This window comes from Corallococcus sp. AB011P (assembly GCF_003611605.1).
Taxonomy (GTDB): Bacteria; Myxococcota; Myxococcia; order Myxococcales; family Myxococcaceae; genus Corallococcus; species Corallococcus coralloides.
In genome coordinates, this window is sequence record NZ_RAVX01000018.1 from 1 (window position 1) to 21,746 (window position 21,746).

22 protein-coding genes are annotated in these 21,746 nt (G+C 71.3%); 11 read left to right on the plus strand and 11 right to left on the minus strand.

Annotated features, from left to right (window positions below):
- Positions 1-300: 300 nt before the first annotated feature.
- Entirely contained in the window at positions 301-951 is a 651-nt protein-coding gene (locus D7X30_RS31700) for a ribonuclease HI family protein (protein WP_120566719.1), read from the minus strand.
- Positions 952-981: 30 nt separating this feature from the next.
- A complete protein-coding gene (locus D7X30_RS31705; protein ID WP_120566720.1) occupies positions 982-1,716 on the minus strand; it encodes a zinc ribbon domain-containing protein in 735 nt (244 codons plus the stop codon).
- Between the two features lie 160 nt (positions 1,717-1,876).
- On the opposite strand from D7X30_RS31705, the gene D7X30_RS31710 reads away from it, so the two are divergent.
- Positions 1,877-2,680, plus strand: coding sequence for a carboxypeptidase regulatory-like domain-containing protein (locus D7X30_RS31710; protein WP_199724605.1), 804 nt, complete (start codon positions 1,877-1,879; stop codon positions 2,678-2,680).
- 161 nt (positions 2,681-2,841) lie between these two features.
- Positions 2,842-3,027, plus strand: a complete 186-nt coding sequence (locus tag D7X30_RS31715) for a hypothetical protein (protein WP_120566721.1) — start codon at positions 2,842-2,844, stop codon at positions 3,025-3,027.
- Positions 3,028-3,180: 153 nt separating this feature from the next.
- On the opposite strand, the gene D7X30_RS31720 is transcribed toward D7X30_RS31715, so the two are convergent.
- Positions 3,181-3,474 (minus strand): FYDLN acid domain-containing protein, encoded by a 294-nt coding sequence (locus D7X30_RS31720; protein ID WP_120566722.1) that lies wholly within the window; start codon positions 3,472-3,474, stop codon positions 3,181-3,183.
- A 141-nt stretch (positions 3,475-3,615) separates the two neighbouring features.
- Here D7X30_RS31720 and D7X30_RS31725 point away from each other — a divergent pair, with 141 nt between their 5' ends.
- Positions 3,616-4,905 (plus strand): GYF domain-containing protein, encoded by a 1,290-nt coding sequence (locus D7X30_RS31725; RefSeq protein WP_120566723.1) that lies wholly within the window; start codon positions 3,616-3,618, stop codon positions 4,903-4,905.
- 105 nt (positions 4,906-5,010) lie between these two features.
- On the opposite strand, the gene D7X30_RS31730 is transcribed toward D7X30_RS31725, so the two are convergent.
- Genes D7X30_RS31730 through D7X30_RS31740 form a run of 3 tightly spaced genes read right to left on the minus strand, consistent with a single transcriptional unit; the run spans position 5,011 to position 7,885 of the window.
- The gene (locus tag D7X30_RS31730) at positions 5,011-5,274 is read right to left on the minus strand and encodes a DUF3006 domain-containing protein (protein WP_120566724.1); all 264 of its coding nucleotides are present in this window, start codon (positions 5,272-5,274) and stop codon (positions 5,011-5,013) included.
- On the minus strand, positions 5,271-6,653 hold the full coding sequence (locus tag D7X30_RS31735) for a ComEC/Rec2 family competence protein (protein ID WP_120566725.1): 1,383 nt from the start codon (positions 6,651-6,653) through the stop codon (positions 5,271-5,273). The genes D7X30_RS31730 and D7X30_RS31735 overlap by 4 nt, the downstream gene beginning before the upstream one ends.
- On the minus strand, positions 6,650-7,885 hold the full coding sequence (locus D7X30_RS31740) for a ComEC/Rec2 family competence protein (protein ID WP_120566726.1): 1,236 nt from the start codon (positions 7,883-7,885) through the stop codon (positions 6,650-6,652). Before D7X30_RS31740 ends, D7X30_RS31735 begins: the two co-directional genes overlap by 4 nt.
- Before the next feature lie 113 nt (positions 7,886-7,998).
- On the opposite strand from D7X30_RS31740, the gene deoC reads away from it, so the two are divergent.
- The 4 genes from deoC to D7X30_RS31760 all read left to right on the plus strand — a co-directional run bounded on the left by deoC (position 7,999) and on the right by D7X30_RS31760 (position 11,749).
- Entirely contained in the window at positions 7,999-8,859 is an 861-nt protein-coding gene (gene deoC / locus D7X30_RS31745) for a deoxyribose-phosphate aldolase (RefSeq protein ID WP_120566727.1), read from the plus strand.
- 22 nt (positions 8,860-8,881) lie between these two features.
- Positions 8,882-9,277, plus strand: coding sequence for a TraR/DksA family transcriptional regulator (locus tag D7X30_RS31750; protein ID WP_120566728.1), 396 nt, complete (start codon positions 8,882-8,884; stop codon positions 9,275-9,277).
- A gap of 31 nt (positions 9,278-9,308) precedes the next feature.
- On the plus strand, positions 9,309-11,036 hold the full coding sequence (locus tag D7X30_RS31755) for a phospho-sugar mutase (protein WP_120566729.1): 1,728 nt from the start codon (positions 9,309-9,311) through the stop codon (positions 11,034-11,036).
- Positions 11,037-11,110: 74 nt separating this feature from the next.
- Positions 11,111-11,749 carry a hypothetical protein gene (locus D7X30_RS31760; protein ID WP_199724606.1) on the plus strand — a complete coding sequence of 213 codons (639 nt, stop codon included), beginning with the start codon at positions 11,111-11,113 and terminating at the stop codon, positions 11,747-11,749.
- Between the two features lie 55 nt (positions 11,750-11,804).
- Here D7X30_RS31760 and D7X30_RS31765 read toward each other — a convergent pair whose 3' ends face one another.
- The 5 genes from D7X30_RS31765 to D7X30_RS31785 form a co-directional block, all read right to left on the minus strand.
- Positions 11,805-12,983 (minus strand): sensor histidine kinase, encoded by a 1,179-nt coding sequence (locus tag D7X30_RS31765; RefSeq protein WP_120566731.1) that lies wholly within the window; start codon positions 12,981-12,983, stop codon positions 11,805-11,807.
- A 353-nt stretch (positions 12,984-13,336) separates the two neighbouring features.
- Positions 13,337-14,266, minus strand: a complete 930-nt coding sequence (locus D7X30_RS31770) for an ABC transporter permease (RefSeq protein WP_120566732.1) — start codon at positions 14,264-14,266, stop codon at positions 13,337-13,339.
- The gene (locus tag D7X30_RS31775) at positions 14,259-15,398 is read right to left on the minus strand and encodes an ABC transporter permease (RefSeq protein WP_120566733.1); all 1,140 of its coding nucleotides are present in this window, start codon (positions 15,396-15,398) and stop codon (positions 14,259-14,261) included. The genes D7X30_RS31770 and D7X30_RS31775 overlap by 8 nt, the downstream gene beginning before the upstream one ends.
- Positions 15,391-16,956 carry an ABC transporter ATP-binding protein gene (locus tag D7X30_RS31780; RefSeq protein ID WP_120566734.1) on the minus strand — a complete coding sequence of 522 codons (1,566 nt, stop codon included), beginning with the start codon at positions 16,954-16,956 and terminating at the stop codon, positions 15,391-15,393. Before D7X30_RS31780 ends, D7X30_RS31775 begins: the two co-directional genes overlap by 8 nt.
- Positions 16,957-16,994: 38 nt before the next feature.
- Positions 16,995-18,188, minus strand: a complete 1,194-nt coding sequence (locus D7X30_RS31785; protein ID WP_120566853.1) for a BMP family protein — start codon at positions 18,186-18,188, stop codon at positions 16,995-16,997.
- Between the two features lie 94 nt (positions 18,189-18,282).
- On the opposite strand from D7X30_RS31785, the gene D7X30_RS31790 reads away from it, so the two are divergent.
- From D7X30_RS31790 to D7X30_RS31805, 4 genes are all read left to right on the plus strand, one after another.
- Positions 18,283-19,587 carry a thymidine phosphorylase gene (locus D7X30_RS31790; protein ID WP_120566735.1) on the plus strand — a complete coding sequence of 435 codons (1,305 nt, stop codon included), beginning with the start codon at positions 18,283-18,285 and terminating at the stop codon, positions 19,585-19,587.
- A 13-nt stretch (positions 19,588-19,600) separates the two neighbouring features.
- Positions 19,601-20,761, plus strand: a complete 1,161-nt coding sequence (gene moeB / locus D7X30_RS31795; protein WP_120566736.1) for a molybdopterin-synthase adenylyltransferase MoeB — start codon at positions 19,601-19,603, stop codon at positions 20,759-20,761.
- 148 nt (positions 20,762-20,909) lie between these two features.
- On the plus strand, positions 20,910-21,281 hold the full coding sequence (locus tag D7X30_RS31800) for a PilZ domain-containing protein (RefSeq protein WP_120566737.1): 372 nt from the start codon (positions 20,910-20,912) through the stop codon (positions 21,279-21,281).
- 54 nt (positions 21,282-21,335) lie between these two features.
- Entirely contained in the window at positions 21,336-21,740 is a 405-nt protein-coding gene (locus tag D7X30_RS31805) for a cytidine deaminase (protein ID WP_120566738.1), read from the plus strand.
- The last annotated feature ends 6 nt before the right edge of the window (positions 21,741-21,746 follow it).

A 21,746-nucleotide genomic window follows, 5' to 3' on the forward strand; every position in this document is an offset into this window, starting at 1 on the left:
GCTTCGTCGAGCGTATCCTCACGGCCGTGATGACCCTCCGCAAGCAGGAGCGCAACGTGCTCGACGCTCTCACGGCGTCCCTCGAAGCCCATCTCCACGGCACTCCCGCGCCCTCGCTCCTGCCCGGCACATAATCTCAGCTCACGCTCCGCGGCCTTCGGCCCCCGTGAACGCTTACGTCCCCGCCTGGGCGATTACACGGCGTTACAGACAGGGGACCGCGCTTGGACTGCCGTCAGGGCTCCGAGGACGTCTGCGCGCTACGCAGCAGCGGCGAGGGACACGGTGCCCTGACGCGGGCTACATCCGCTCGTCAATCGCCCGGTTGCTCATCTCGTCCGCTTCCGCGTTCTTCGCGCGGGGGACGTGGGCGAGCCTCACCTTGCCGAAGGTGGCCAGCAGCTTCTGCGCCTCCTGGAACAGGGGCTTCAGCGTGGGGCTCTTCACCTGGTATTTCCCACCCAGCTGGCGGATGAGCAGCTCGCTGTCCGCGAACACCTCCACCTCGCGGGCGCCCAGGCTCTTCGCGTGCTGCAGGCCGATGAGCAGGCCCATGTACTCGGCGTAGTTGTTCGTCTGGTGCCCCAGGAACTTGCCCAGGCGCGCCACCACCGCGCCCTCGGCGTTCATCAGCACCGCTCCCGCGCCGGCAGGGCCCGGGTTGCCCCGCGCCGCGCCGTCCGAATAGACGCGCACGCGGTTCAGCGCTCCACCCGCCGCGGGCGTCACGACCTCGATGCCTGGCGTGGTGGACCCGGACGCCGTCCGCGAGGCGGGCTCTGCCGCGGGAGCCTCGGCCTCGCGTGGCCCGCCGTCCAACTGCCCGGCGGCTTCGTCCAGCAGCTGGCCCAGGTGCTCGCGGGTGAGCCCGCGAAAGGCTCGCACCGTCGCCGTCAGCGGCTCCTCACGGGCGATGTGACGGAGAACGTCGACGAGCGAAGGGGTCGGCATGGGGAAGGGGACCGAAGTGATGCGCCGCCGCTACTTCTCGGCGGTGTCCTTCGGCTCCTGCAGCGCTTCGACGGCGAAGATGATGCGGTTGCACGAGGGGCACACGTCCGTGCCCAGCGAGGTGCGCAGCATGTTGTACATCTGCGGGGGCAGGTTCATGTTGCAGCCCTGGCAGGTGCCCGCCACCACGCCCACCATCGCGGGCAGCTTCTTCTTGCGGATGACCTCGTAGCGGCGAAGCAGGTTGGCATCCACGTTCGCGGCGACTTCCGCGCGGCGCCCCTCCAGGTCCTTCACCTGGGACTCGGACTCGCCCAGCTTCCCGCGCAGCTCCGTCATCCGGCCCGACAGGCCCTGCTGCTTGGTGGCGTAGTCCGTCTCCTTGCCCTTGATGGCATCGCGAGCGCCGCCCAGCTCCTTCACCTTCTCCGTGAGCGCCTCGGACTGGGTGAGGATGCCCTTCTTCGCGATGTCGATTTCGCGAGCGAGCGCCGAGTACTCACGCGTGGAGCGCTGGTCGGACAGGCGCGCTTCCCACTTCTTCACCTTGTCCTTCTCGTCCGTGATGTTCTGCTCGAGCAGGGCCTTCTGCTTCTCGAGGTCGGCGACGCGTGTCCGCTCGGCCTCGATGCCATTACGCGCGACCCCCAGCTCCCGCTCCAGCTCGGAAATCTGGCGGGGATGCACGTCCGCCGCCTTTCGGAGCGAGGCGACCTCGAGGTCAACCTTCTGCAGCTCCGCCAAGGCCTTCAGTTTCTCCCGCAAGTTGCTGCCTCCCACACGGCCGCACCGACGCGCGGCTCGGCTCTTGTACCAACAAGGGTGCTGGGGTTCCAACGCGTAAATGGGGAAGCCTCCATCCCCGTGTTCTCCGCCTGCCCCTTGAGCGTTTGAATCCGCTTCACGCACCCGTTAGACGGGGCACGTGTCCAGCCTCCGCCTCCGACCCCTCCTGGCCCCCGCGCTCCTCCTCGCCGCCACGGCCTGCCGCGAACCGCCGCCCCCGCCGGCTCCCCCGGCCACGCCCCCTCCCTCCGCCTCCGCGCCGCGCCCCTCCGGGCCGGTGAAGTGGGGCGAAATCGAGGGGCGGGTGCTGCTGACCGGGACGCCTCCCCAGGCCCCCAGCGCGCCGACCACCGCCACCGTCGCCAGCGTGTGCGGCGACCAGGCGGAGGATCGCTCGCTCGTGGTGGGGGGCGAGGGCGCCCTGGCCCACGCCGTCGTCTCGCTCCAGGACGGCGCCTCGCTCGCCGAGCCGGAGACACCCGCGCCGCAGCCCGTGCTGGACCAGAAGCAGTGTCACTACGAGCCGCCCGCGCTCGCGGCGAAGGCCGGCGGTGAGCTGCTGCTGCGCAACTCCGACCCGCTGGTGCACAACGTGCGCGCCCAGTCCGGGACGAACCGTTCTGTCTTCAACGTGGCCATGCCCCTGGAGGGCATGACCCTGCGCCGCCCCCTGCCCGCCGAACCCGGCACCGTCCAGGTCCGCTGCGACGTGCACCCCTGGATGCGCGCGGTGGTCCGCACCTTCAACCACCCGTACTTCACCACCACCGCCCCGGACGGGCGCTTCCGGATGCGCGTCCCGGAAGGGGCCCACACGCTCGTCTTCTGGCACGACCGGCTGCCCGAAGCGTCCCGGACCGTCACCGTCCGCGCCGGGGAGACCGTCCAGGTCGATCAGAGCTGGGGCGTGGAAGCACTGCGTCAGGCCGGCTCGGGGAAATAGGGCGCCCCTGACACGGTTGTCGCGTCCGGCCCCGGTGCAACGAAATCGCCGGCCAGGGGTTCCGTATAAGTGCCTGGAAGCACGCCCCTTGTTCAGACTTCTGTCTTGGTGGCAAAATTGCTTTCTCGGAAGCCAACACTTCCGCCTGAGGGGGAGTCGTCATGCATCAGACCAGGAAGCAATCCACGGTGTCCGCGGAGGCGGAGCGCCTGCCCATGGGGGCGCGCCGCAAGGACACCCGGCCGGTGGGCATGCAGGAGATGGGGCCCAACCTCTACGAGAAGATAGAGAGCGCGCTCACCGAGCTGTCGCTGGCGTCCTCGCACGAGCGCCTGAGCGGTACCTGAGAAGTCACGTCCCGGAGCGGTGTGGGCCCCTGGGGAGGGGCTCCCGTCTCCGGGCAGGCCGTTTTTGAGCCCGGTGGGAGCGCGGAAACGACAACAGGGCCCGCCCGAGCAGCTCGGGGGACCCCTGATGCGGCAAGCGTGTGAGGGCGACCCTTACAGGTCGTCTTCTTCGGAGGTCTCGGTGGTGGCCTCGGCGTCCTCGTCATCGCTGAAGGAGTCGAGGTTCTCCTCGTCCTCCTCGGCCGCGGGCGTCTCCTCGGGCTCGGGCTCGATGACCTTCGGAGCGGCGGCCAGGCGGCCACGCCGACCCTCGGTGGGCTTGGCGACCACGTTCTCCCGCTGATCCGCCCCGCACTTGGGGCAGATGGGGTCCGGCTTCTTCATGTCGTAGAACTTCGTCCCGCACTTGAAGCACGAGTGCTTGGTTCCGAGATCCTTCGCCGGCATGCGCCACCCTCGTAGAAGCCTGGAGTGAAACCGAGGGCGGCTGAATAGTTGGGCCGAAGAACAGAGTCAACCGTGTGTTTGCGTGGGAGATTTCTGGCGGTAGCATCCCCGCCGGTTTCCCCCGAGAGCCGGACGCCCCCTTTGAACTTCACCTGCGACAATTGCCAGAAGCGGTACTCCATTGCGGACGAGAAGGTCCGCGGCAAGACGGTCAAGGTCCGTTGCAAGAACTGCCAGAACGTCATCACCGTGGAAGGGCCCGCCGAGGAGGAGAGCACCCGCGTGGTGTCGCTCGCCGACGTGGAGCGCATCCGGGCCCAGGAGCGTTCGCTGGCGGGAGGCGCCGCCGCGCCCGCGCCTGCGCCCGCTCCGGCACCGGTGGCCGCCGTGGCAGCTCCCGCGCCCCTGGCCAAACCTCCTGCGTCGGCCCCCCAGACACCCTGGGACGATGAGCCCACGCGCACCGCGCCTCCCCGCCAGACGGCCGGGGCACCGTGGTTCGTGATGGTGCGCAACAAGCAGGAGGGCCCGCTGGACGAGTCGGCCGTGGCCGAGTGGATGGCCGCGGGCACCATCAGCGCGCGCAGCTTCTTCTGGCGCCAGGGCATGCCGGACTGGAAGCGCGGTTCGGACATCCCGGAGCTGGCCGCGCTGCTCGCGCCCGCCGCGGCGCCGGAGCCGCCGCCTCCGCCCCCGGAGCCGCCGCCCGTGGTCGCCGCGCCGCCTGCGCGCGCCGCGCCCGCCCGCCGCGAGCCGGAGCCCCAGCAGCCCTTCTACGCGGAGAACGAGCCCGGCCCGTCCGAGGACGACGGCGGCTTCGAGCGCGACGGCGACGAGGAGGAGGGCACGCTCTTCGGCAACAACCGCGCGGCGCCCGCCCCGGTGCCCACGCCCGCCCCGCGCCGCGCGATGGCGCCGCCCGTGGAGGACGCCCCCGCGGCGAGCGGCGCGCCCCTCAACGAGCTGTTCTCCGACCTGGACCTGCCCGGTAACCGGGGCGACGGCTCGGACGAGGAGGACCCCGGTCAGGACGAGACGCGCGAAGACCCTCGCGACGACGAGGAGGAAGAGGACGCGCGTCAGGTGCAGGACTCGAAGGCCGCGCGCAAGCGTCCGGTGGTGCCGGCCCGCCGTGGCAGCCCGCTGAAGGTGGTGGCGCTGGTGCTGGTGCTGCTCATCGTCCTGCCGGTGGTGGCGCTGTTCGGCCTGTCCGCGGCGGGCATGCTGCCTCCCGCCCTCGCGGACATGGTCAACAAGGTGACCGGCAAGGCTCCGCCCCCGGCTCCGGCCCCGCGTCAGGCCGCTCCCGCTCCTACGGGCGCCGCCGAACCCGTGGCGCCTCCTCCGGCCGCCGCTGAGCCCGCGACACCGCCGCAGGGCGCCGCGGCGGGTGGCGAGGCCACGGCTCCGGCGGAAGGTTCCACGCCGTAGCCCACGTGTGAGGTGGGCCTGCCTCCGCGCGACGCGGTGGGCAGGCCCTCCCGCCACGTCCTGCTCCGGCCGGGTGCTCCGGCACGTCGAGCAGGACGCTTCGGTTCAGAGGTCGAAGTCGCCCGCGGGCGGCTTCTTGCCGCGCATCGCCTGTTCCCTCGCGGCGCGGACGTCGGCGCGCAGGGACTCGGTGGCTTCGGCGTCCACCGTCCCCGTCTCCAGGTCCACGACGTCCCCTTCGCGCACGCCGGGCGGCAGGGTGTCCAGCGCGCGGGTCACCTGCTGGCCGTCCACCACCAGCACGGCGACGTCGTCCTCGATGCGGTCCACCGTCGCCCTGGACCGGGCCTTCGTCTTCTTCTTCGTCACGGGTGACAGTCTCCCGCGGGCTCGCGGCCCGACTTCAGCGCCGCGTCACGCGTGCTCCACGTGAGCAGGTTCTCATCTTTGATGAGCCTCACGCTCCGGCAGGTGGACTTGTGGAAGATGCGCTTGTTCTTGCTCGCCATGTAGTTGCCCGTCATGGACGTGCTGGCGCTGGAGGAGGAGCGCACCGCCTTCGGAGGGGCCTCCACCGTCCGCGTGCCCTTGCGCGCGACGGGCAGGTCATCCACGTCCGTCACGTTGCTGACGCGGGCCTTGCTGTCACGCGGTGCCTCGACGACCCGCGCGGGCTCCGTCCGGATGGCGGGCGGCGGTTCGGTGGGTGCCGGCTTCACCACGGGCGCGGGCTTCGCCGTCCGCACCAGCGCCGGGCGCGGATCCAACCCCGGGAAGACGCGCCGCGTGCCGCCGGGCTCTCCCGGTGTCGGACGCTGGAGCGACAGCTCGAACTGCTTGCCGTCGCTCACCGCGTGCACCTCTCCGTTCACGTCCGTGCGGAAGGCCCGTGAGTCCACGCCGCGCAGGCGCGCGAGGAGTTCCTTCACCTTCGGGCTCTTGCCCAGGCTGTCATCCCCGCTGATCACCGCCGCCTGCGGCCGCAGCTCCTCCAGGTACGCCTGCGAGTTCGCCCCCTCCACGCCGGGCGAGGCGACCTTCAGCAGCGTGGCGGAGGACAACAGCCCGCGCTCCAGCAGCCGGGCCTCCGTCTCTCCTCGCGCGCCGCCCGCGAAGACGACCGACGTGTCGGCGTACGTCAGGCGCAGCATGATGGAGTTCGCCGCGTTGCGCCCCTCCGCGTCCGGGGCCTCCTTCAAGAGCGGCTCCGCGGGCGCCCGGGGCCAGAGCACCGTGAGGTTCACCCCGTCCTCCAGCGTCAGCCGGACCAGCTCCTTGGGCGCGGACGACGGCGGCGCGGGCGAGAGGATCTGCACCCCTCGCGAGCCCACCGCCGTCAGCAGCGCGTCGTAGGCCTTGGACGTGTCCGGCAACTGCGGCTCCATCAACCGCCGCGCGCCCACGCGCTTGAGCACCGCCTCCAGCGCGCCGTGGTGCTTCGGATCCGGCTGGGTGAGGACCACCAGGTCCAGCTCGCGGCGCAGCAGCTCCGGCAGCCGGTTCACCAGGTGCGATTCGGCGGAAGCGGGCCCGGAGTCCACCAGCACCGTGTTGCCCCGCGGCGTGACGATGAGCGCGGCCTCCCCCGCGCCCACGTCGAAGAAGTACACGTGCAGCTTCCCGTCCGGCGCGCCGCCGAAGTAGCGCGACTTCTCCGGGGGCTTCTGCGCGGGCGGCGCGGACGGCTGCTGCTGACAGGCCAGGGAGGCGAGCAGCAGCCCCACTCCCAGCGCGATGCGGGCCTTCATGGATGACAATCCTCGGCGGGGCGGCGCTCACGCAGGGCGTCGGCGCGGCTTGTGTAGACGGTGCGCTCGTTCTTCGAGCGCTTCAGGGTCTTGCAGCTCTCGCGGTGGAACACCTTGCTGCCCTTGAGCGACACGTAGCGCTCGCCCGTGGCTTCGGACGTGCCCGTGGGCGACGTGGGCTCCACCGGCTTCCGCGTCCGGGAAGCGCCGGGCTCCGGCTCCTTCTCCGTGGAGCGGCCGGAGCGGCCGTGGGGCGTGGGTTCGATGGGGCCGAGCGCCACCGGGCTTCCCGCCTGCTGCGTGCCGGACAGGCTGGTGGCCCCGGCGCCGCCCTTCGTCGAGCGCAGCGTCACGGTGGTGCCGTCGCTCACCGCCAGCACCTCGCCGTCCTGGTCGGTGCGGAAGGTGCGGGTGCGCACGTCGCGCAGGCGGCCCAGGACCTCCGGGCTCGGGTGGCCGTAGTCGTTGCCCGCGCCGCAGGAGATGACCGCCGCCTGCGGCTTCACGCGCTCCAGGAAGGCCGCGGTGGAGGAGTGCTTGCCGCCGTGGTGCGCCACCTTCAGCACCGTGGCGGTGAGGTCCACCGGCTTCCTCAGCAGCACCTCCTCCGTGGGCGGCTCCGAGTCCCCCGTGAAGAGGAACGCCGTCTTCCCATAGGTGAGCTTGGTGACGATGGAGTTCGCGTTCGCGTCCGAGCGCGTGTTCGCGAGGAACGTCTCCTGTGGCACGCGCGGCCAGAGCACGGTGAGCGCCACGCCTTCGCCCAGGCCCACGGTGAGCAGCGTCTGGGGCGCGTTGGGGTTGGGCTCCGGGCTCATCACCTGGCCCACCTCGCGGCCCACGAAGTCCAGCAGGTCGCGGTACGCCTCGCTCGGGTGGTCGAAGCCGGGGTCCATGAAGCGCCTGGCGCCCACCGCCTTCACCGCCGCGCGCAGTCCGCCCAGGTGGTCCAGGTGCGGGTGGGTGAGGATGACCAGGTCCAACGGGCCCTTCACCAGCTCGCGCAGCCGTGCCGCCAGCCGCGTGCCGGCCTCTGGAGGCCCGCCGTCGATGAGCACCGTCTTGCCCGTGGGCGACACGATGAGCGCCGCGTCCCCCTGGCCCACGTCGAGGAAGTAGACCGAGAGCCGGCCCGGGGCAGGGGAGGGCAGGGCCGCGGGAGCCGCCGCGTAGCCCGGCACCGCCGCGAGGAAGAGGACAAGGAGTGCGAGCAGTCGCGCGAAGACCTTCACGGGTTGGAACTCTACAGCCCCGCTCCCCTTCGCGGCACCCCGTGCGTTGACCGGGCGCCCCCACCTCCCGCGAGCGCTTCCCCGAGGGCCGTTAGTGGGCTAAGGGGCGCGGCATGCCGTCCGACGCCGAAGCCTTCTTCACCGTCCTGGAAGAGCTGGTCGACCAGGCCCGTCATCGTCTGCACGCCTGGAAGCTCCAGCAGGAGGCGGCGCCGCCCGCGCCCGCCGCCGTCCTGAATCCGGAAGCCCCGCGCCCGCCCGGAGTGAAGACCGCCACCGCTCGCGTGGACCCGGCCACCCTCGTGAAGGCCTCGGACCTGGCCCCGTACATCGACCACACGCTGCTCAAGCCGGAAGCGCGCGCCGAGGACGTGGTGCGCGTGGCCGAGGAGGCCCGCCAGTACGGCTTCGCCACCGTGTGCGTGAACAGCTGCCACGTGGCCACCGCCGCGCGCGTGCTGGCCGGCGCGACCGCCGTGCCCATCGCCGTGGTGGGCTTCCCCCTGGGCGCCGCGCTGTCGTCCGCGAAGGCCTTCGAGGCGCGCGAGGCCATCCGCGCGGGCGCGCGTGAAATCGACATGGTGCTCAACCTGGGCGCGCTCAAGGCGCACGACTACCAGCGCGTGCACCAGGACATCGCCGCGGTGGTGGAGGCCAGCCACCCCATCCCCGTGAAGGTCATCCTGGAGACGGGCCACCTCACGGACGAGGAGAAGGTCGTCGCGTGCGCGCTGTCCAAGGCCGCGGGCGCCGCGTTCGTGAAGACGTCCACCGGCTTCGGGCCCGGCGGCGCCACGGTGAAGGACATCGAGCTGATGCGCGCGGTGGTGGGCGACGAGGTGGGCGTGAAGGCCTCCGGCGGCGTGCGCTCCGCGGAGGACGCCGTGAAGCTCATCCGCGCGGGCGCCAACCGCCTGGGTGCTTCCGCGTCCGTGGCCATCGTCACCGGGCAGATCTCCACCGCGCAGTACTGACCTTTTTACGGAGACGCGCACCGTGACCCCGAAGCAGCGAGAGGACTTCCTGCAGCAGTTGCTCGCGCTCCACGCGGAGCTGACCGGGAAGACGCCCATGCGCATCGAGCCCAACCGCACCGACGAGGCGCGCGTAGGCGGCGACGAGGACGAGCAGCCCCTCAACGAGATGATGCAGGCCATCGCCTCCAGCCGGAACCGCAACACCGACGGCACGCTGGCGCGCGTGGTGAAGGCCCTGGGCAAGCTGCGCGAGGACCCGGACTCCTTCGGCGAGTGCGAGGAGTGCGGCGACGAGATTCCCATGGGCCGGCTGAAGGCCATGCCCTACGCGGAGTTCTGCGTCGCGTGTCAGAACAACAAGGATGGCCCCAAGGGGCCGGTGCGCCGCAAGCACCTCACCGATTACAAGGGCTGAACGCCCCTCTTCAACCACGAGGCAACGCGCGATGGACACGACCGGACTCAGGGAGCGGGCGGAGGCCTGGCGCAAGGCGGATCCGGATCCGGAGACCCAGGCGGAGCTGGCCAATGTGCTCGCGACGTCGGACTGGGCGGACCTGGCGGACCGCTTCGCGCAGGACCTGGAGTTCGGCACCGCCGGCCTTCGCGGCGTGCTGGGCGCCGGCCCCAACCGGATGAACCGCGCCGTCGTGCGCCGCACCACCGCGGGCCTGGCGCGCTACCTCAAGGCCACCGTGCCGGACGTCACCACGCGCGGCGTGGTGGTGGGCCGTGACGCCCGCCGCCTGAGCAAGGAGCTGGCGGAGGACACCGCCGCCGTGTTCATCGCGGAGGGCATCCCCGCGCACGTCTTCCCGGAGCCGGTGCCCACGCCCGTCACCGCGTTCGCCGTGCTGCACCTCAACGCCGCCGCGGCGGTGATGGTGACCGCCAGCCACAACCCCCCCGAGTACAACGGCTACAAGGTCTACTGGGGCAACGGCGCTCAAATCGTCCCGCCGCAGGACGTGGGCATCGCGGACACCATCGCGAAGGTGGAGCCCGCCAATGAAGTGCCCCTGCTCACGCCCGCTGAAGGCCGCGCGAAGGGGCTGTGGCGCGACCTTCCGGAGGACGTGGGCCACGCGTACCTGCGCGCCATCCTGGACCTGCGCCTGTACCGCAAGGGCAGTGACACGCTGTCCATCGTCTACACCGCCATGCACGGCGTGGGCGGCGCGTGGGCGGCGCTCGCGCTCAAGGAGGCGGGCTTCCCGCGCGTGACGCCGGTGGCCGAGCAGCAGCAGCCCGACGGCCGCTTCCCCACCGTGCGCTTCCCCAACCCGGAGGAGCCGGGCGCCATGGACCTGTCCATCGCCACTGCCGAGCGCGTGAAGGCTGACGTGGTGCTGGCCAACGACCCGGACGCGGACCGGCTGGCGGTGATGGCGCGGGATGCCTCCGGGCGCTTGCGCCTGCTCACCGGCAACGAGGTGGGCGTGCTGCTGGGCCACTACGTGCTCACGCAGGGGACGAAGCGCGCGCGCCCGCACGTCGTCACCACCATCGTGTCCTCCACGCAGTTGGGCGAAATCGCACGCGGGCTGGACGCCGCGTACGACGAGGTGCTCACCGGCTTCAAGTGGATCGCCAACCGCGCCCTGGAGCGCACGGCGAAGGAAGGCACGCAGTTCGTCTTCGGCTACGAGGAGGCGCTCGGCTACACCGTGGGCACCGCCACGCGCGACAAGGACGGCGTGGGCGCGGCCCTGGTGGTCGCGGACATGGCCGCGTGGTGCGAGGCGCGAGGCGTTACGGTGCTGGGCTACCTGGAAGAGATCCAGCGCCGCTTCGGCCTGCACGTGGGCGCCCAGCGCAATGTGACGCTGCCCGGCGCGGCCGGCGCGCAGACCATCCGCGCCATCATGCAGGCCTTCCGCGCGTCGCCGCCCGCGAACATCGGCGGCACCCCGGTGAGCGCCGTGCGCGACTACCAGAAGGGCGAGGGCGGCCTGCCTCCGTCCAACGTCGTCGCCTTCGCGCTGGAGGGCGGCGGCCGCGTCACCCTGCGCCCCTCCGGCACCGAGCCGAAGATCAAATACTACTTCGAGCACAAGGAGACGCCCGCCCCCGGCGAGCCGCTCCCCCAGGCCCGCCAGCGCGCGGAAGCGAAGCTGGCCGCCCTCATCGACGCCTTCCTGGCCCTGGCCCGTGAGCGCGGCCAGCCGGCCTGAGTCATGAATCACCCTTCAACTCAACCCAACGGGTCGTGGCTCCCGTGCCGCGGCCCTTCGCTGAAAGGAACCTCGTGAAGCGCTTGATTCCTGGTTTCCTCCTGGCCGTGCTCCTGGCCGTCCCCGGCACCGCGATGGCTCGCGGTCAGGGCTGGTCCCTGCTGGCGGCGGAGACCGTCGGCTCGGGCCGCAACGTGTTCAGTGCGCAGATCGGCTTCCCGGGCCTGTCGCTGGGCCTGCTCCACGGCGGCTCGGACAACGTCGATATCGGCGGCAAGTTCAGCTTCAACTGGGGCCGTGAGGGCCTGGTGGACGCGTCCGACGCGGGCCTCAAGCTCCAGGGCTGGCTGCGGGTGATGATCGCCCGGACGGACAAGGTGTCCTTCGGCATCACCTTCCAGCCGGGGCCGTTCGTCTACTTCCCCCGGGGAAACACGATGTTCGGCATGGCGCTGCCGGTGGCGTTCGTGGTGGGCATCCCCGTGGGCAGCGCGCTGATGATCAACGCCGGCCTCGACGTGCCGTTCAACGTCTACTTCGGCGAGGGCATCGGGCCGGTCATCCCCATCCTCTTCGGAGGCGGCCTGGAGTACTACGTGAACAACAACCTCAACGTGAACTTCAACCTGCGGCTGGGGCCCTCCATCGTCCCGCGCTTCGACGACAGCTACTTCACGATGGAAGCGCTGGCGGGCGTGGCCTACCGCTTCTAGCCGGCGTCACGCGGGCGGGGAGGTGTTCCCCGCCCGTGTGGTGGCTTTCAAGCGGCTACCAGGACGACGTCTGCTCGGGCAGCTCCACCGTGAAGGTGCTGCCCAGGTTGACGCGGCTCTTCACGGTCAGCTTGCCGCCCATGCTCTCCACCAGGGTGCGCGCCACCGTGAGGCCCAGGCCCACGCTCTTCTCCGGGGCCTTGGTCGTGTAGTACGGCGAGAAGATGGCCTGCAGCTCGTCCTCGAAGATGCCGATGCCGGTGTCCTTCACGAAGAGCTGGGGGCCGAACTCGCCGAACATGTCCGGCATCTCCACGCCCACCTGCACCACGCGCGGCCGGTCCTTCACGTCCTCCACGGCGTCCACCGCGTTGCAGACCAGCTCCGTCACCACCTGCTCCACCTGACGGCGGTTGAAGACGACGGCGATGGGGTCCTCCGGCAGCACCGCGCGCACGTCCGCGCGGCCCAGGCGCCCGGCGGCGCGCAGGCGCGACACCACCTCCGGCACCACCTCCCGCAGGTCGAAGCGCTGGATGTCCTTGGGGCCCGTGGGGCCCAGGGACAGCAGGTGCTGGCCGTGCAGGCGCATCTGCTCGCCCGCCACGCCCAGCTTGAGCAGCTCCTCCGAGTCCGGCGGCAGCCCCTGGGCGGCGCGGGCGCGCACGTGCTCCAGCGCCCGCTGCAGGCCCACGCCCAGCTGGTCCATCTGCGTGGCCAGGTCCGCGGCCAGCGTGCCCACGCGCGCCAGGCGCTCCATGCGCACCCAACGCGTGCGCGGGTCCTGGAGCACTTCCTGGAGGCCGCCCTGCTCGCGGTGCGCCTTGAGCTCCAGCAGGGTGTGGACGCGCACCTTCAGCTCCAGCGGGTCCAGCGGTTCAGTCGTCAGCAAGTCGTCCACACCTGCCTCCATCACCTCGCGGCGCGTCTGGCGGTCCGCGGAAGGCGTGAGCATGAGGATGGGGAACTGCGGCGGGGAGAGCTCCTCGCGAAGGCGCCGGTACGCGGCCAGGCCCACCGTGCGGGCCCGCTCCACGTCCAGCAGCACCAGGTCCGCGGAGTGGCGCGACACCGCCTCCAGCGCGGCCGTCGTCCCTCGCGCGGGCAGCACGTCGTAGCCGGCCGGCGTCAGGATGGAGCGCACCCGCTCGATTCCGCCGGACTCCACGTCGACCGCGATGACCCGCGGGCGCTGGGGTGACGTCGAGCCTGTTCCCGTCGTCTGCATGTTCATGCCACCCCAGCCTGGAAACCGGATCGGCCAACGCCCGCAGGCGCTGTCCTGAACCCGGGGGACCGCGTCCCGGAACCGCTCAGGCCTGGATGCTGCGCCTGCTCGGTATCCGCTACGCAATCCGACATGGTCACACTCCCATGCCAGCGGCATGCCGGACGTCCACCCAACGGCAGATCAGCCCACACTGGAAAGTCCGAAAAGCGTGATCCAATAAGGTCAGGGGGTTGGCGGCCCGCCGGACAATGACCAGACGCATCAGGGCAGGTGAGCGCTTCAGATTTGGCAGGTCGAACCTGACCAAAAGTGATTTGCGACCCGGGTCCAGGATTACCCTTTCCCTCTCAAAATGGTCAGCGGGATTCCTGCTCGAACGGAACGCCCAGCGCGGCGGGGGCATGGCCCCGCTGGCCCTGGAGGGCGAGGACGAGGAGGGTCAACAGGTAGGGCAGGGCGAGCAGGAAGCCCTGGGGAACCAGGTCGAGGAGCCAGGGAGCGCTGGAGGCCAGGCCGATCCTCAACGCGTTGCCGGCGGCGAAGAAGAGCGCGGCGGCGAAGGCGCCCAGGGGCGTCCAGCGGCCGAAGACCATGGCGGCCAGGGCCATGAAGCCCAGGCCCGAGGGCGTGTGCTGTTCGAAGCGGTCCAGGACGGTGGTGGACAGCACCGCGCCACCCAGGCCCGCCATCATTCCGCCGCCCAGCACCGCGCCCCAGCGCAGGGCGGGCACGGACAGGCCCAGCGTGGCCACCGCGTGCGGTTTGTCGCCCACGGCGCGCAGGCGCAGGCCCAGCGGCGTACGCGACAGGAGCAGGTGGAAGACGAAGGGCAGGGTGAGCGCCAGGTACGTGGGCGCCGCGTGGCCGGACAGCGCGCCCAGCAGCGGGACCTGGGACAGGCCCGGGACGTTCCAGCGCGACAGCTGGGTGATGGAGGGCGTGCCGTTGGGGCCGAAGAACGACTCCAGCAGGTAGGTGCCTCCGGCCATGGCCACCAGGTTGAGGGCCATGCCGGAGACGACCTGGTCCGACCGCCAGCGGATGCTGAGGAAGCCATGCACCGCGGCGATGCCCGCGCCCCCGGCCATGCCCACCCCCACCGCGAGCGGCGTGGGCATCACGAGCGCCGCCACCGCCGCGCAGAAGGCGCCGGTGCGCATCATGCCCTCCACGCCCACGCTCACCACTCCGGCGCGCTCGGAGAGCATTGCGCCCAGCGCGGCGAACACCAGGGCGGGGGCCGCGTCCAGGGTGGAGAAGAGGAGCGAGTGGAGCACCTCAAACACGGGGCACCTCCGCTCCGGCCTGGGCCGGCCCCTGGGCCGGGGCTTGGGCCCGCTTCTGACGCCGCGCCAGCAGGGCGAGCCACACCATGCGGCCGGCGACGAAGAGCAGCGCGAAGCCCTGGATGAGCTCCGGGAAGCTCTTGTGCACGCCCAGCAGCTGCATGCGCGTGCCTCCCGCGCGCAGCACGCCGAAGACGATCGCGGACAGCGCCGCGCCCAGCGGGTGGTTGTTGCCGATGAGCGCGATGGCGATGCCGTCGAAGCCGTACGGGGCTCCCAGCGAGCCCGGATAGCGGCCCTCCGTGCCCAGCACCAGCACCGCGCCGGCAAGGCCCGCCAGCGCGCCCGCGAGCGCCATGGCACCGCCCGCGCGCCACAGCGTGGGGATGCCGGCGGCGCGGGCCGCTTCCGGGGTGAGGCCCACGGCGCGCGTCTCGTAGCCGGAGCGCATGCGGGTCAGCCACACCCAGACGCCCAGCGCCGCGGCGAGCGCCAGAGGAAAGCCGAGGTTGAGGCGCGAGCTGTCACCCAGCAGCCGGGGCAGCTGCGCGGAGGGGAGGATTTCGGCGGTGCCGGTGATGGACGAAGCGCCTTCGGCCACCGCGCGCAGCGGACCGATGACGAGCCAGTTGTCCACGAGGCTCACCGCCACCCAGTTGAGCATGATGGTGGAGATGACCTCGTGCACGCCGCGCTTGAGCTTCAGCACGCCCGCGATGCTCGCCCACGCCGCGCCCGCCACCGCCGCCGCGATGAGGGCCAGCGGGACGTGGAGCAGGCCGGGCAGCGACACGTGCGCGCCCACGAGCGCCGCGGCCAGCGCGCCCCAGATCATCTGTCCCTGCGCGCCGATGTTGAACAGGCCCACCTTGAAGGCCACCGCCACGGACAGGCCGGTGAGGGTGAGCAGCGCGGCCTTCATCGCGGCCTCGCCCAGGGGGCGCACCACGGTGGTGGCGCTGCCTCCGTCCAGGAAGGCGGGCCAGTTGCCCACGCCACCCCAGAGCATCTGGATGTAGGCGCGCGTGGCGGTGTCCACGTCGCGCGTGATGGCGATGAGCAGCCAGCACACCGCGAGCGCCAGCAGCACGGAGAGCACCGACGGCAGCACCTGCCGCGTCCGCTCACCCATGGCTTCCCTCCGCGCCCAGCATTCGGCGGCCCAGTTCGCGCTCGTCCAGGTCCTTGCGCGGGAAGTGCCCCGTCACGCGGCCCTCGTAGAGGACATAGACGCGGTCGGACAGGGCCAGCACCTCCTCCAGGTCCAGCGACACCATCACCACTCCCGCCCCCCGCGCCTTCGCGTCACGAAGGCGTTCATGCACCTGCGCCACGGCGCCAATGTCCAGCCCGCGCGTGGGCTGCACGACGACGAGCAGCTTCGGATCCGCGTCCAGCTCGCGCGCCACCACGACCTTCTGCTGGTTGCCGCCGGACAGCGCCTGGAGCGCCACCACCGGGTCGTTCGGGCGCACGTCGTAAGAGGTCAGCAACTGGTTCGTGCGCTCGCGGCGGCCCTTGAAATCCACCCACGGCCCGCGAGCGAACGGCGGCTGACGGTGGCGGCCCAGGGCCACGTTCTCCTCCACCGTCATCGCCTTCACCACCGCGCGGGCCAGGCGGTCCTCGGGGACGTGGCCCACGCCGCGCGCCTTCGCCACCGCCGGGGTGAGCCCCGCCAGGGGGCCACCGAGCAGCGTGCCTTCGCCGCCGTCCAGCTTGCGCAGGCCCGTGAGGACTTCGGCCAGCTCGCGCTGTCCGTTGCCGTCGACACCGGCGATGCCGACGATTTCGCCCGCGTGCACGGTGAGGCTCACGCCCTGGAGCGCGGGACGGCCGTTGTCGCCCGTGGCCCGCAGGTCCTTCGCTTCGAGCACGACCGGGCCCGTCGAAGTCGTGAGCGCGTCCGGTTCAACGGGCGCGGGAGGCCGCGCCTCCGTCGCGCCGGTGGTGCCGGTGCCCGACAGGCCAGTGGTCGCGACGGCCGTCGCGGGCACGCCCGTCATCGCGGCGCCCTTGGAACCTTCACCCACCATCAGCGCGGCCAGCGCGGAGACGGTCGTCTCACTGGCGCGCACCTCCGCCACGGTGCGGCCCCGGCGCATCACCGCCACGCGGTCCGCCACGCCCAGCACTTCCTTCAGCTTGTGGCTGATCAGCACCACCGTGCGGCCCTGCGCCACCAGCCCGCGCATCACCTGCGACAGCTCGTCCGACTCCTGCGGCGTGAGCACGGCGGTGGGCTCATCCAGGATGAGCACCTGCGCGCCCCGGTGCAGCGCCTTGACGATTTCGACCTTCTGCTGCGAGCCCACCGTGAGCGTGTCCACGCGGGCCCGCGGATCCAACTGGAAGCCGAAGCGCTTCGCCGTGGCCGCCACCTCGTCACAGGCGCGGTCCAGGTCCAGCAGGCCGCGCTTCGTGGGCTCTCGGCCCAGCACCACGTTCTCCGCCACCGTCAGCGTGGGCACGAGCATGAAGTGCTGGTGCACCATGCCAATGCCCTTCGCGATGGCGTCGCGCGGGCTCTTGAAGCGCACCGGCTTGCCGTCCATCAGGAACGTGCCCGCGTCCGGGTGGTAGAGCCCGTAGAGCACGTTCATCAGGCTGGACTTGCCCGCGCCGTTCTCGCCCACCACGGCGAGCAGCTCCCCCGGGACGATGTCCAGCGACGCGTCCTCCAGGGACACGCACGACCCGAAGCGCTTCGCGATGTGCTGGAGGGAAATCAGGGCTGCGCGACCTGGAAGGAGGACAGCTCCGCCTGCGTGCCCGGCACGACAATCTTCCCGGCGAGGATCTGCTGCCGCAGCGTCTCCACCTTCTGGAGCGCCTCCGCCTTGCCCGGGAACTCCACGCGCACGTCCGCCATGCCCACGCCGTTCTCCTTCAGGCCCAGCACCTGCTCACCCGCCGTCAGCTTGCCGTCCACCAGCTCCTTCGCCGCCTGGTACACGGCCAGGTCGCTGTGCTTCACCATGGACGTGAGGATGGCGTCCGGCGCCAGGTGCGACTGATCCGAGTCCACGCCGATGGCGAACACCGTCTTGCCCGCCGCGCGCGCCTCCTTCACCGCCTGGATGACGCCCAGGCCGTCCGTGCCCGCCGCGTGGAAGATGACGTCCGCGCCCTTGGCGATGAGGTCCTGCGCCACTTCCTTACCCGCGGACACGCTGTTGAAGCTGCCCGTGTACACGGCCATCAGCGCGTCCGCCGCCTTCGCGTTCGTGGTGCGCACGCCCGCGCGGTAGCCCACGTCGAAGCGCTTGATGAGGGGCACCTCGATGCCGCCCACGAAGCCCACCTTGTTCGTCTTCGTGACGAGCCCCGCCAGCGCGCCCACCAGGAAGCTGCCCTCCTGCTCCTTGAACAGCACCGTGCGCACGTTGGGCAGCGACTTGGGCTTGCCCTGCGCGTCCAGCAGCTGGCTGTCGATGAGCAGGAACTTCGCCTCCGGGTTCTCCGTGGCCACGTCGCGCACCGCGTTGGCCAGCAGGTACCCATTGCCGATGGTCAGCTTCGCGCCCTGTTCCACGAGCAGCTGGAGGTTGGGGGCGTAGTCCTCCTGCGCCTTGCTCTGGAGCACCAGCGGCTGGATTGGCAGCGGCTTCACTTCCGGTGCGAGCGCCGCGAGGTCGGAGGAGATGGACTGACGCACTTCGCCAGCGGGGGCGTCCACGTACTTGCCGCCCTCGTACTTCTTGCCGGCGGCCCACAGCTCCAGGCCGCGCAGGGACGCGTCGTTGAACGAGTGATCACCCCGGCCGCCCACGTCGATGACGAGCCCCACGACCACGGGTTTTCCCTCGGGGGGCTTCGTGGCGGTGGAAGTCTGGGAGGGGGCCTTGGGGGCGTCCTCGGACTTCTTGGAACAGGCGCACAGGAGCGCGGCCAGGGCGAGCACGTGGAGTCGGCGGAGCATCATGGGGGCAGGTATCTACCAGATGCCGCCGGGGCTTTCCCTTTCCTGCGAGGGGAGTGCATGGAGTGGGGACTTCCTGCTATGGCCTTGCCCCGTGCAACCCTACGAGCTCATCAAGGCCAAGCGCGACGGCGGAAAGCTGGACCCGTCCGACATCCAGGCGTTCATCCAGGCGTACACCGCCGGCACCGTGGCCGACTACCAGATGGCCGCGATGTGCATGGCCATCTTCTTCAAGGGGCTGGACTCCCGGGAGCTGGGGGCGTGGGCCCGCGCCATGCTCCACTCCGGTGAGGTGCTGGACCTCTCCGACACGCCGGCCATCAAGGTGGACAAGCACTCCACCGGTGGCGTGGGCGACAAGGTGTCCCTGAGCCTGGCGCCCCTGGCGGCGGCCTGCGGCGTGCCCGTGCCCATGATTTCGGGTCGCGGCCTGGGCCACACCGGCGGCACCCTGGACAAGCTCGAGTCCATCCCCGGCTTCAACGTGAACCTGTCCACCGCGGACTACCGCCGGCTGGTGCGCGAGGTGGGGTGCTGCCTCATCGGCCAGACGGCCCAGGTGGCCCCCGCGGACAAGAAGCTCTACGCGCTGCGCGACGTGACGGCGACGGTGGACTGCATCCCGCTCATCGCGTCGTCCATCATGAGCAAGAAGCTGGCGGAGGGCATCGACGCGCTGGTGCTCGACGTGAAGGTGGGCAGCGGCGCCTTCATGAAGACGGCGGACGACGCGCGCGTGCTGGCCCGCACCATGATTGGCCTGGGCGCGGAGATGAACCGCAAGGTCGTGGCCCTGCTCACGGACATGGATCAGCCCCTGGGCCGCCAGGTGGGCAACGCCCTGGAGGTCCGCGAGGCCGTGGACATGCTCCGCGGCGAGGCGCCCGACGACTACACCGAGATCACCTACGCCCTGACGGCGGAGATGCTGGTGCTGGGCAAGAAGGCCGCCACGGTGGAGGAGGCGCGCGGGATGCTGCGCCGCTCCGTGGAGGACGGCAGCGCCATCAAGAAGCTCAAGGAGATCGTCCAGTCGCAGGGCGGAGACCCGCGCTCCATCGACGACTACTCGCTCCTGCCCACGGCGAAGGCCACGACGGACGTGGTGGCGCCTCGCGACGGCTTCGTTTCCGGTATCCACACGGAGGGCGTGGGTCTGGCGGCGGTGGCGCTGGGCGCGGGCCGGCAGCGGGTGGACAGCAAGATCGACCCGGCCGTGGGCTTCACGCTGCTCAAGAAGGTGGGCGACGCGGTGAAGCAGGGCGAGCCCGTGGTGCAGGTGCACTACAACGACGCCGGTCCGGTGGAGGGCGTGAAGGCGCGGCTGCTCGCGGCCTACCAGTTCGGCGACCGGGCGCCCGCGGCCCGCCCGCTGGTGCTGGAGCGTCTGGAGTAGTTACGCAATCCCCATGGCCTCCACGTTCCGCGACCTGCTGTCGGAAGTGAAGAAGGAGATCCGCGAGGTCTCCCATGAGCACGTCCACACGCTCCTGGGCTCGGGCTCGAAGGTGAAGCTCGTGGACGTGCGCGAGGCCGACGAATACGCGGGTGGCCGGCTCCCCGGCGCGGTGCACATCCCGCGCGGGTACCTGGAGCTGCGCATCGAGGAGAAGGCGGACCGCGACGAGGAGCTGGTCCTCTACTGCGCGGGCGGCACCCGGTCCGCGCTCGCGGCCCGGACGCTGCGGGAGATGGGCTACACGCGCGTGTCCTCGCTCGCGGGCGGCTACAACCGTTGGAGTGACGCGGCCCTCCCGGTGGAGAAGCCCGTCGTCCTCTCCGCCGAGCAGAAGGAGCGCTACCGCCGCCACCTCATCCTCCCGGAGGTGGGGGAGGAGGGACAGGCGCGGCTGCTCAAGTCAAAGGTGCTGCTGCTGGGCGCGGGCGGGCTGGGCTCTCCGGCGGCGCTGTATCTGGCGGCGGCGGGCGTGGGCACGCTGGGCGTGGTGGACGCGGACGTGGTGGACCTGAGCAACCTCCAGCGCCAGGTGCTGCACACCCTGGAGCGCCGGGGCCAGCCCAAGGTCCAGAGCGCGAAGGCCGCCCTGGAGGCGCTCAACCCGGACGTGAAGGTGGTGCCGTTCCAGGAGCGGCTCACCACCGCCAACGTGGAGCGCATCCTCGCGGACTTCGACCTGGTGCTGGACGGCGGGGACAACTTCCCCACGCGCTACCTGCTCAACGACGCGTGCGTGCTGATGGGCAAGCCCAACATCCACGGCTCCGTGTTCCGCTTCGAGGGGCAGGTGACCACCTTCCTGCCCGGACAGGGGCCCTGCTACCGCTGCCTCTACCCCGCGCCGCCCCCGCCGGAGCTGGCGCCGTCGTGCGCGGAAGCGGGCGTGCTGGGCGTGCTGCCCGGCCTCATCGGGATGCTCCAGGCCACGGAGGCCCTGAAGCTGCTGCTCGGGGTGGGGGAGTCGCTCGTGGGGCGGCTCATCACCTTCGACGCGCTGGGCACCCGCTTCCAGGAGCTCAAACTGCGCCGCGACCCGGAGTGCCCGGTGTGCGCGCCGGGAGCGAAGGTCCAGCTCATCGATTACGAGCAGTTCTGCGCCACGGGGGCCTGAGCGGGCGTCGGAGCACCCTGGGGGATGCATTTTCAGGAGCAACTGGGTAGACGGGCCCGCGTATGATGCGCCGGCCTGGGACCCGGGGCGGTGGTGGAACGCGACCCGGGTGGGATACGAGAGCAGCAGCGGCAGGGAGACGACGGCGATGTCCGAGCAGAACGAGAACCAGGACACCAGGACGGGAGAGGACCGGCGCGACTCGCCCCGCGTCCCCATGCGTCTGAAGGTCCGCCGGGAGGGGACGGAAGCCTTCCTGGACCGCGCGGGGGACCTGTCCCTGGGCGGCGTGGGATGGGTGGGAGAGGCGCTGGACCCGGGCCAGACCGTGGAGGTGCGCTTCGCGCTTCCCCCGTCCCTGGAAGAGGTGCAGGTGCGCGGCGAGGTGCTGCCCCCCAAGGCCGGCATGACGGGCCCGGTGGTGCGCGTGCGCTTCCTGGAGCTGCCGGTGGAGCTGGAGCTCGCCATCGCCCGGCACCTGGATGACCAGAGCAAGGACGAACCCCGGGGCGCCCGCTAGGGCATTCCCGGATGGACGGGCGCCGGTGGCCGGCGTCCCGCGAAGGAGGGCGGCATGGCGGAGGAGATTCCCTGGGAGCGGCTGTTCGAGGAGGCCCTGCGGGTGCGTCAGCGCGCGCACGTGCCGTACTCGAAGTTTCCCGTGGGGGCCGCCGTGCTGTACGCGGACGGCTCCATCGTGGCCGGCTGCAACGTGGAGAACGCCACCTATGGCCTCACCGTCTGCGCGGAGCGCAACGCGTTCGCCGCGGGCGTGGCCCAGGGCCGCGAGAAGCCGGTGGCGGTGGCCGTCGTCGTGGACACCCCGGAGCCCTGTCCCCCGTGCGGCATGTGCCGCCAGGTGATGGCGGAGTTCGCCGGGCCTGACCTTCCGGTGCGAAGCCGCACCCTCAACGGGCAGGAGGCGCGCTACCCGCTCAGCGAGCTGCTGCCGCACGCCTTCACCCGTTCCTTCCTCTAGGACATT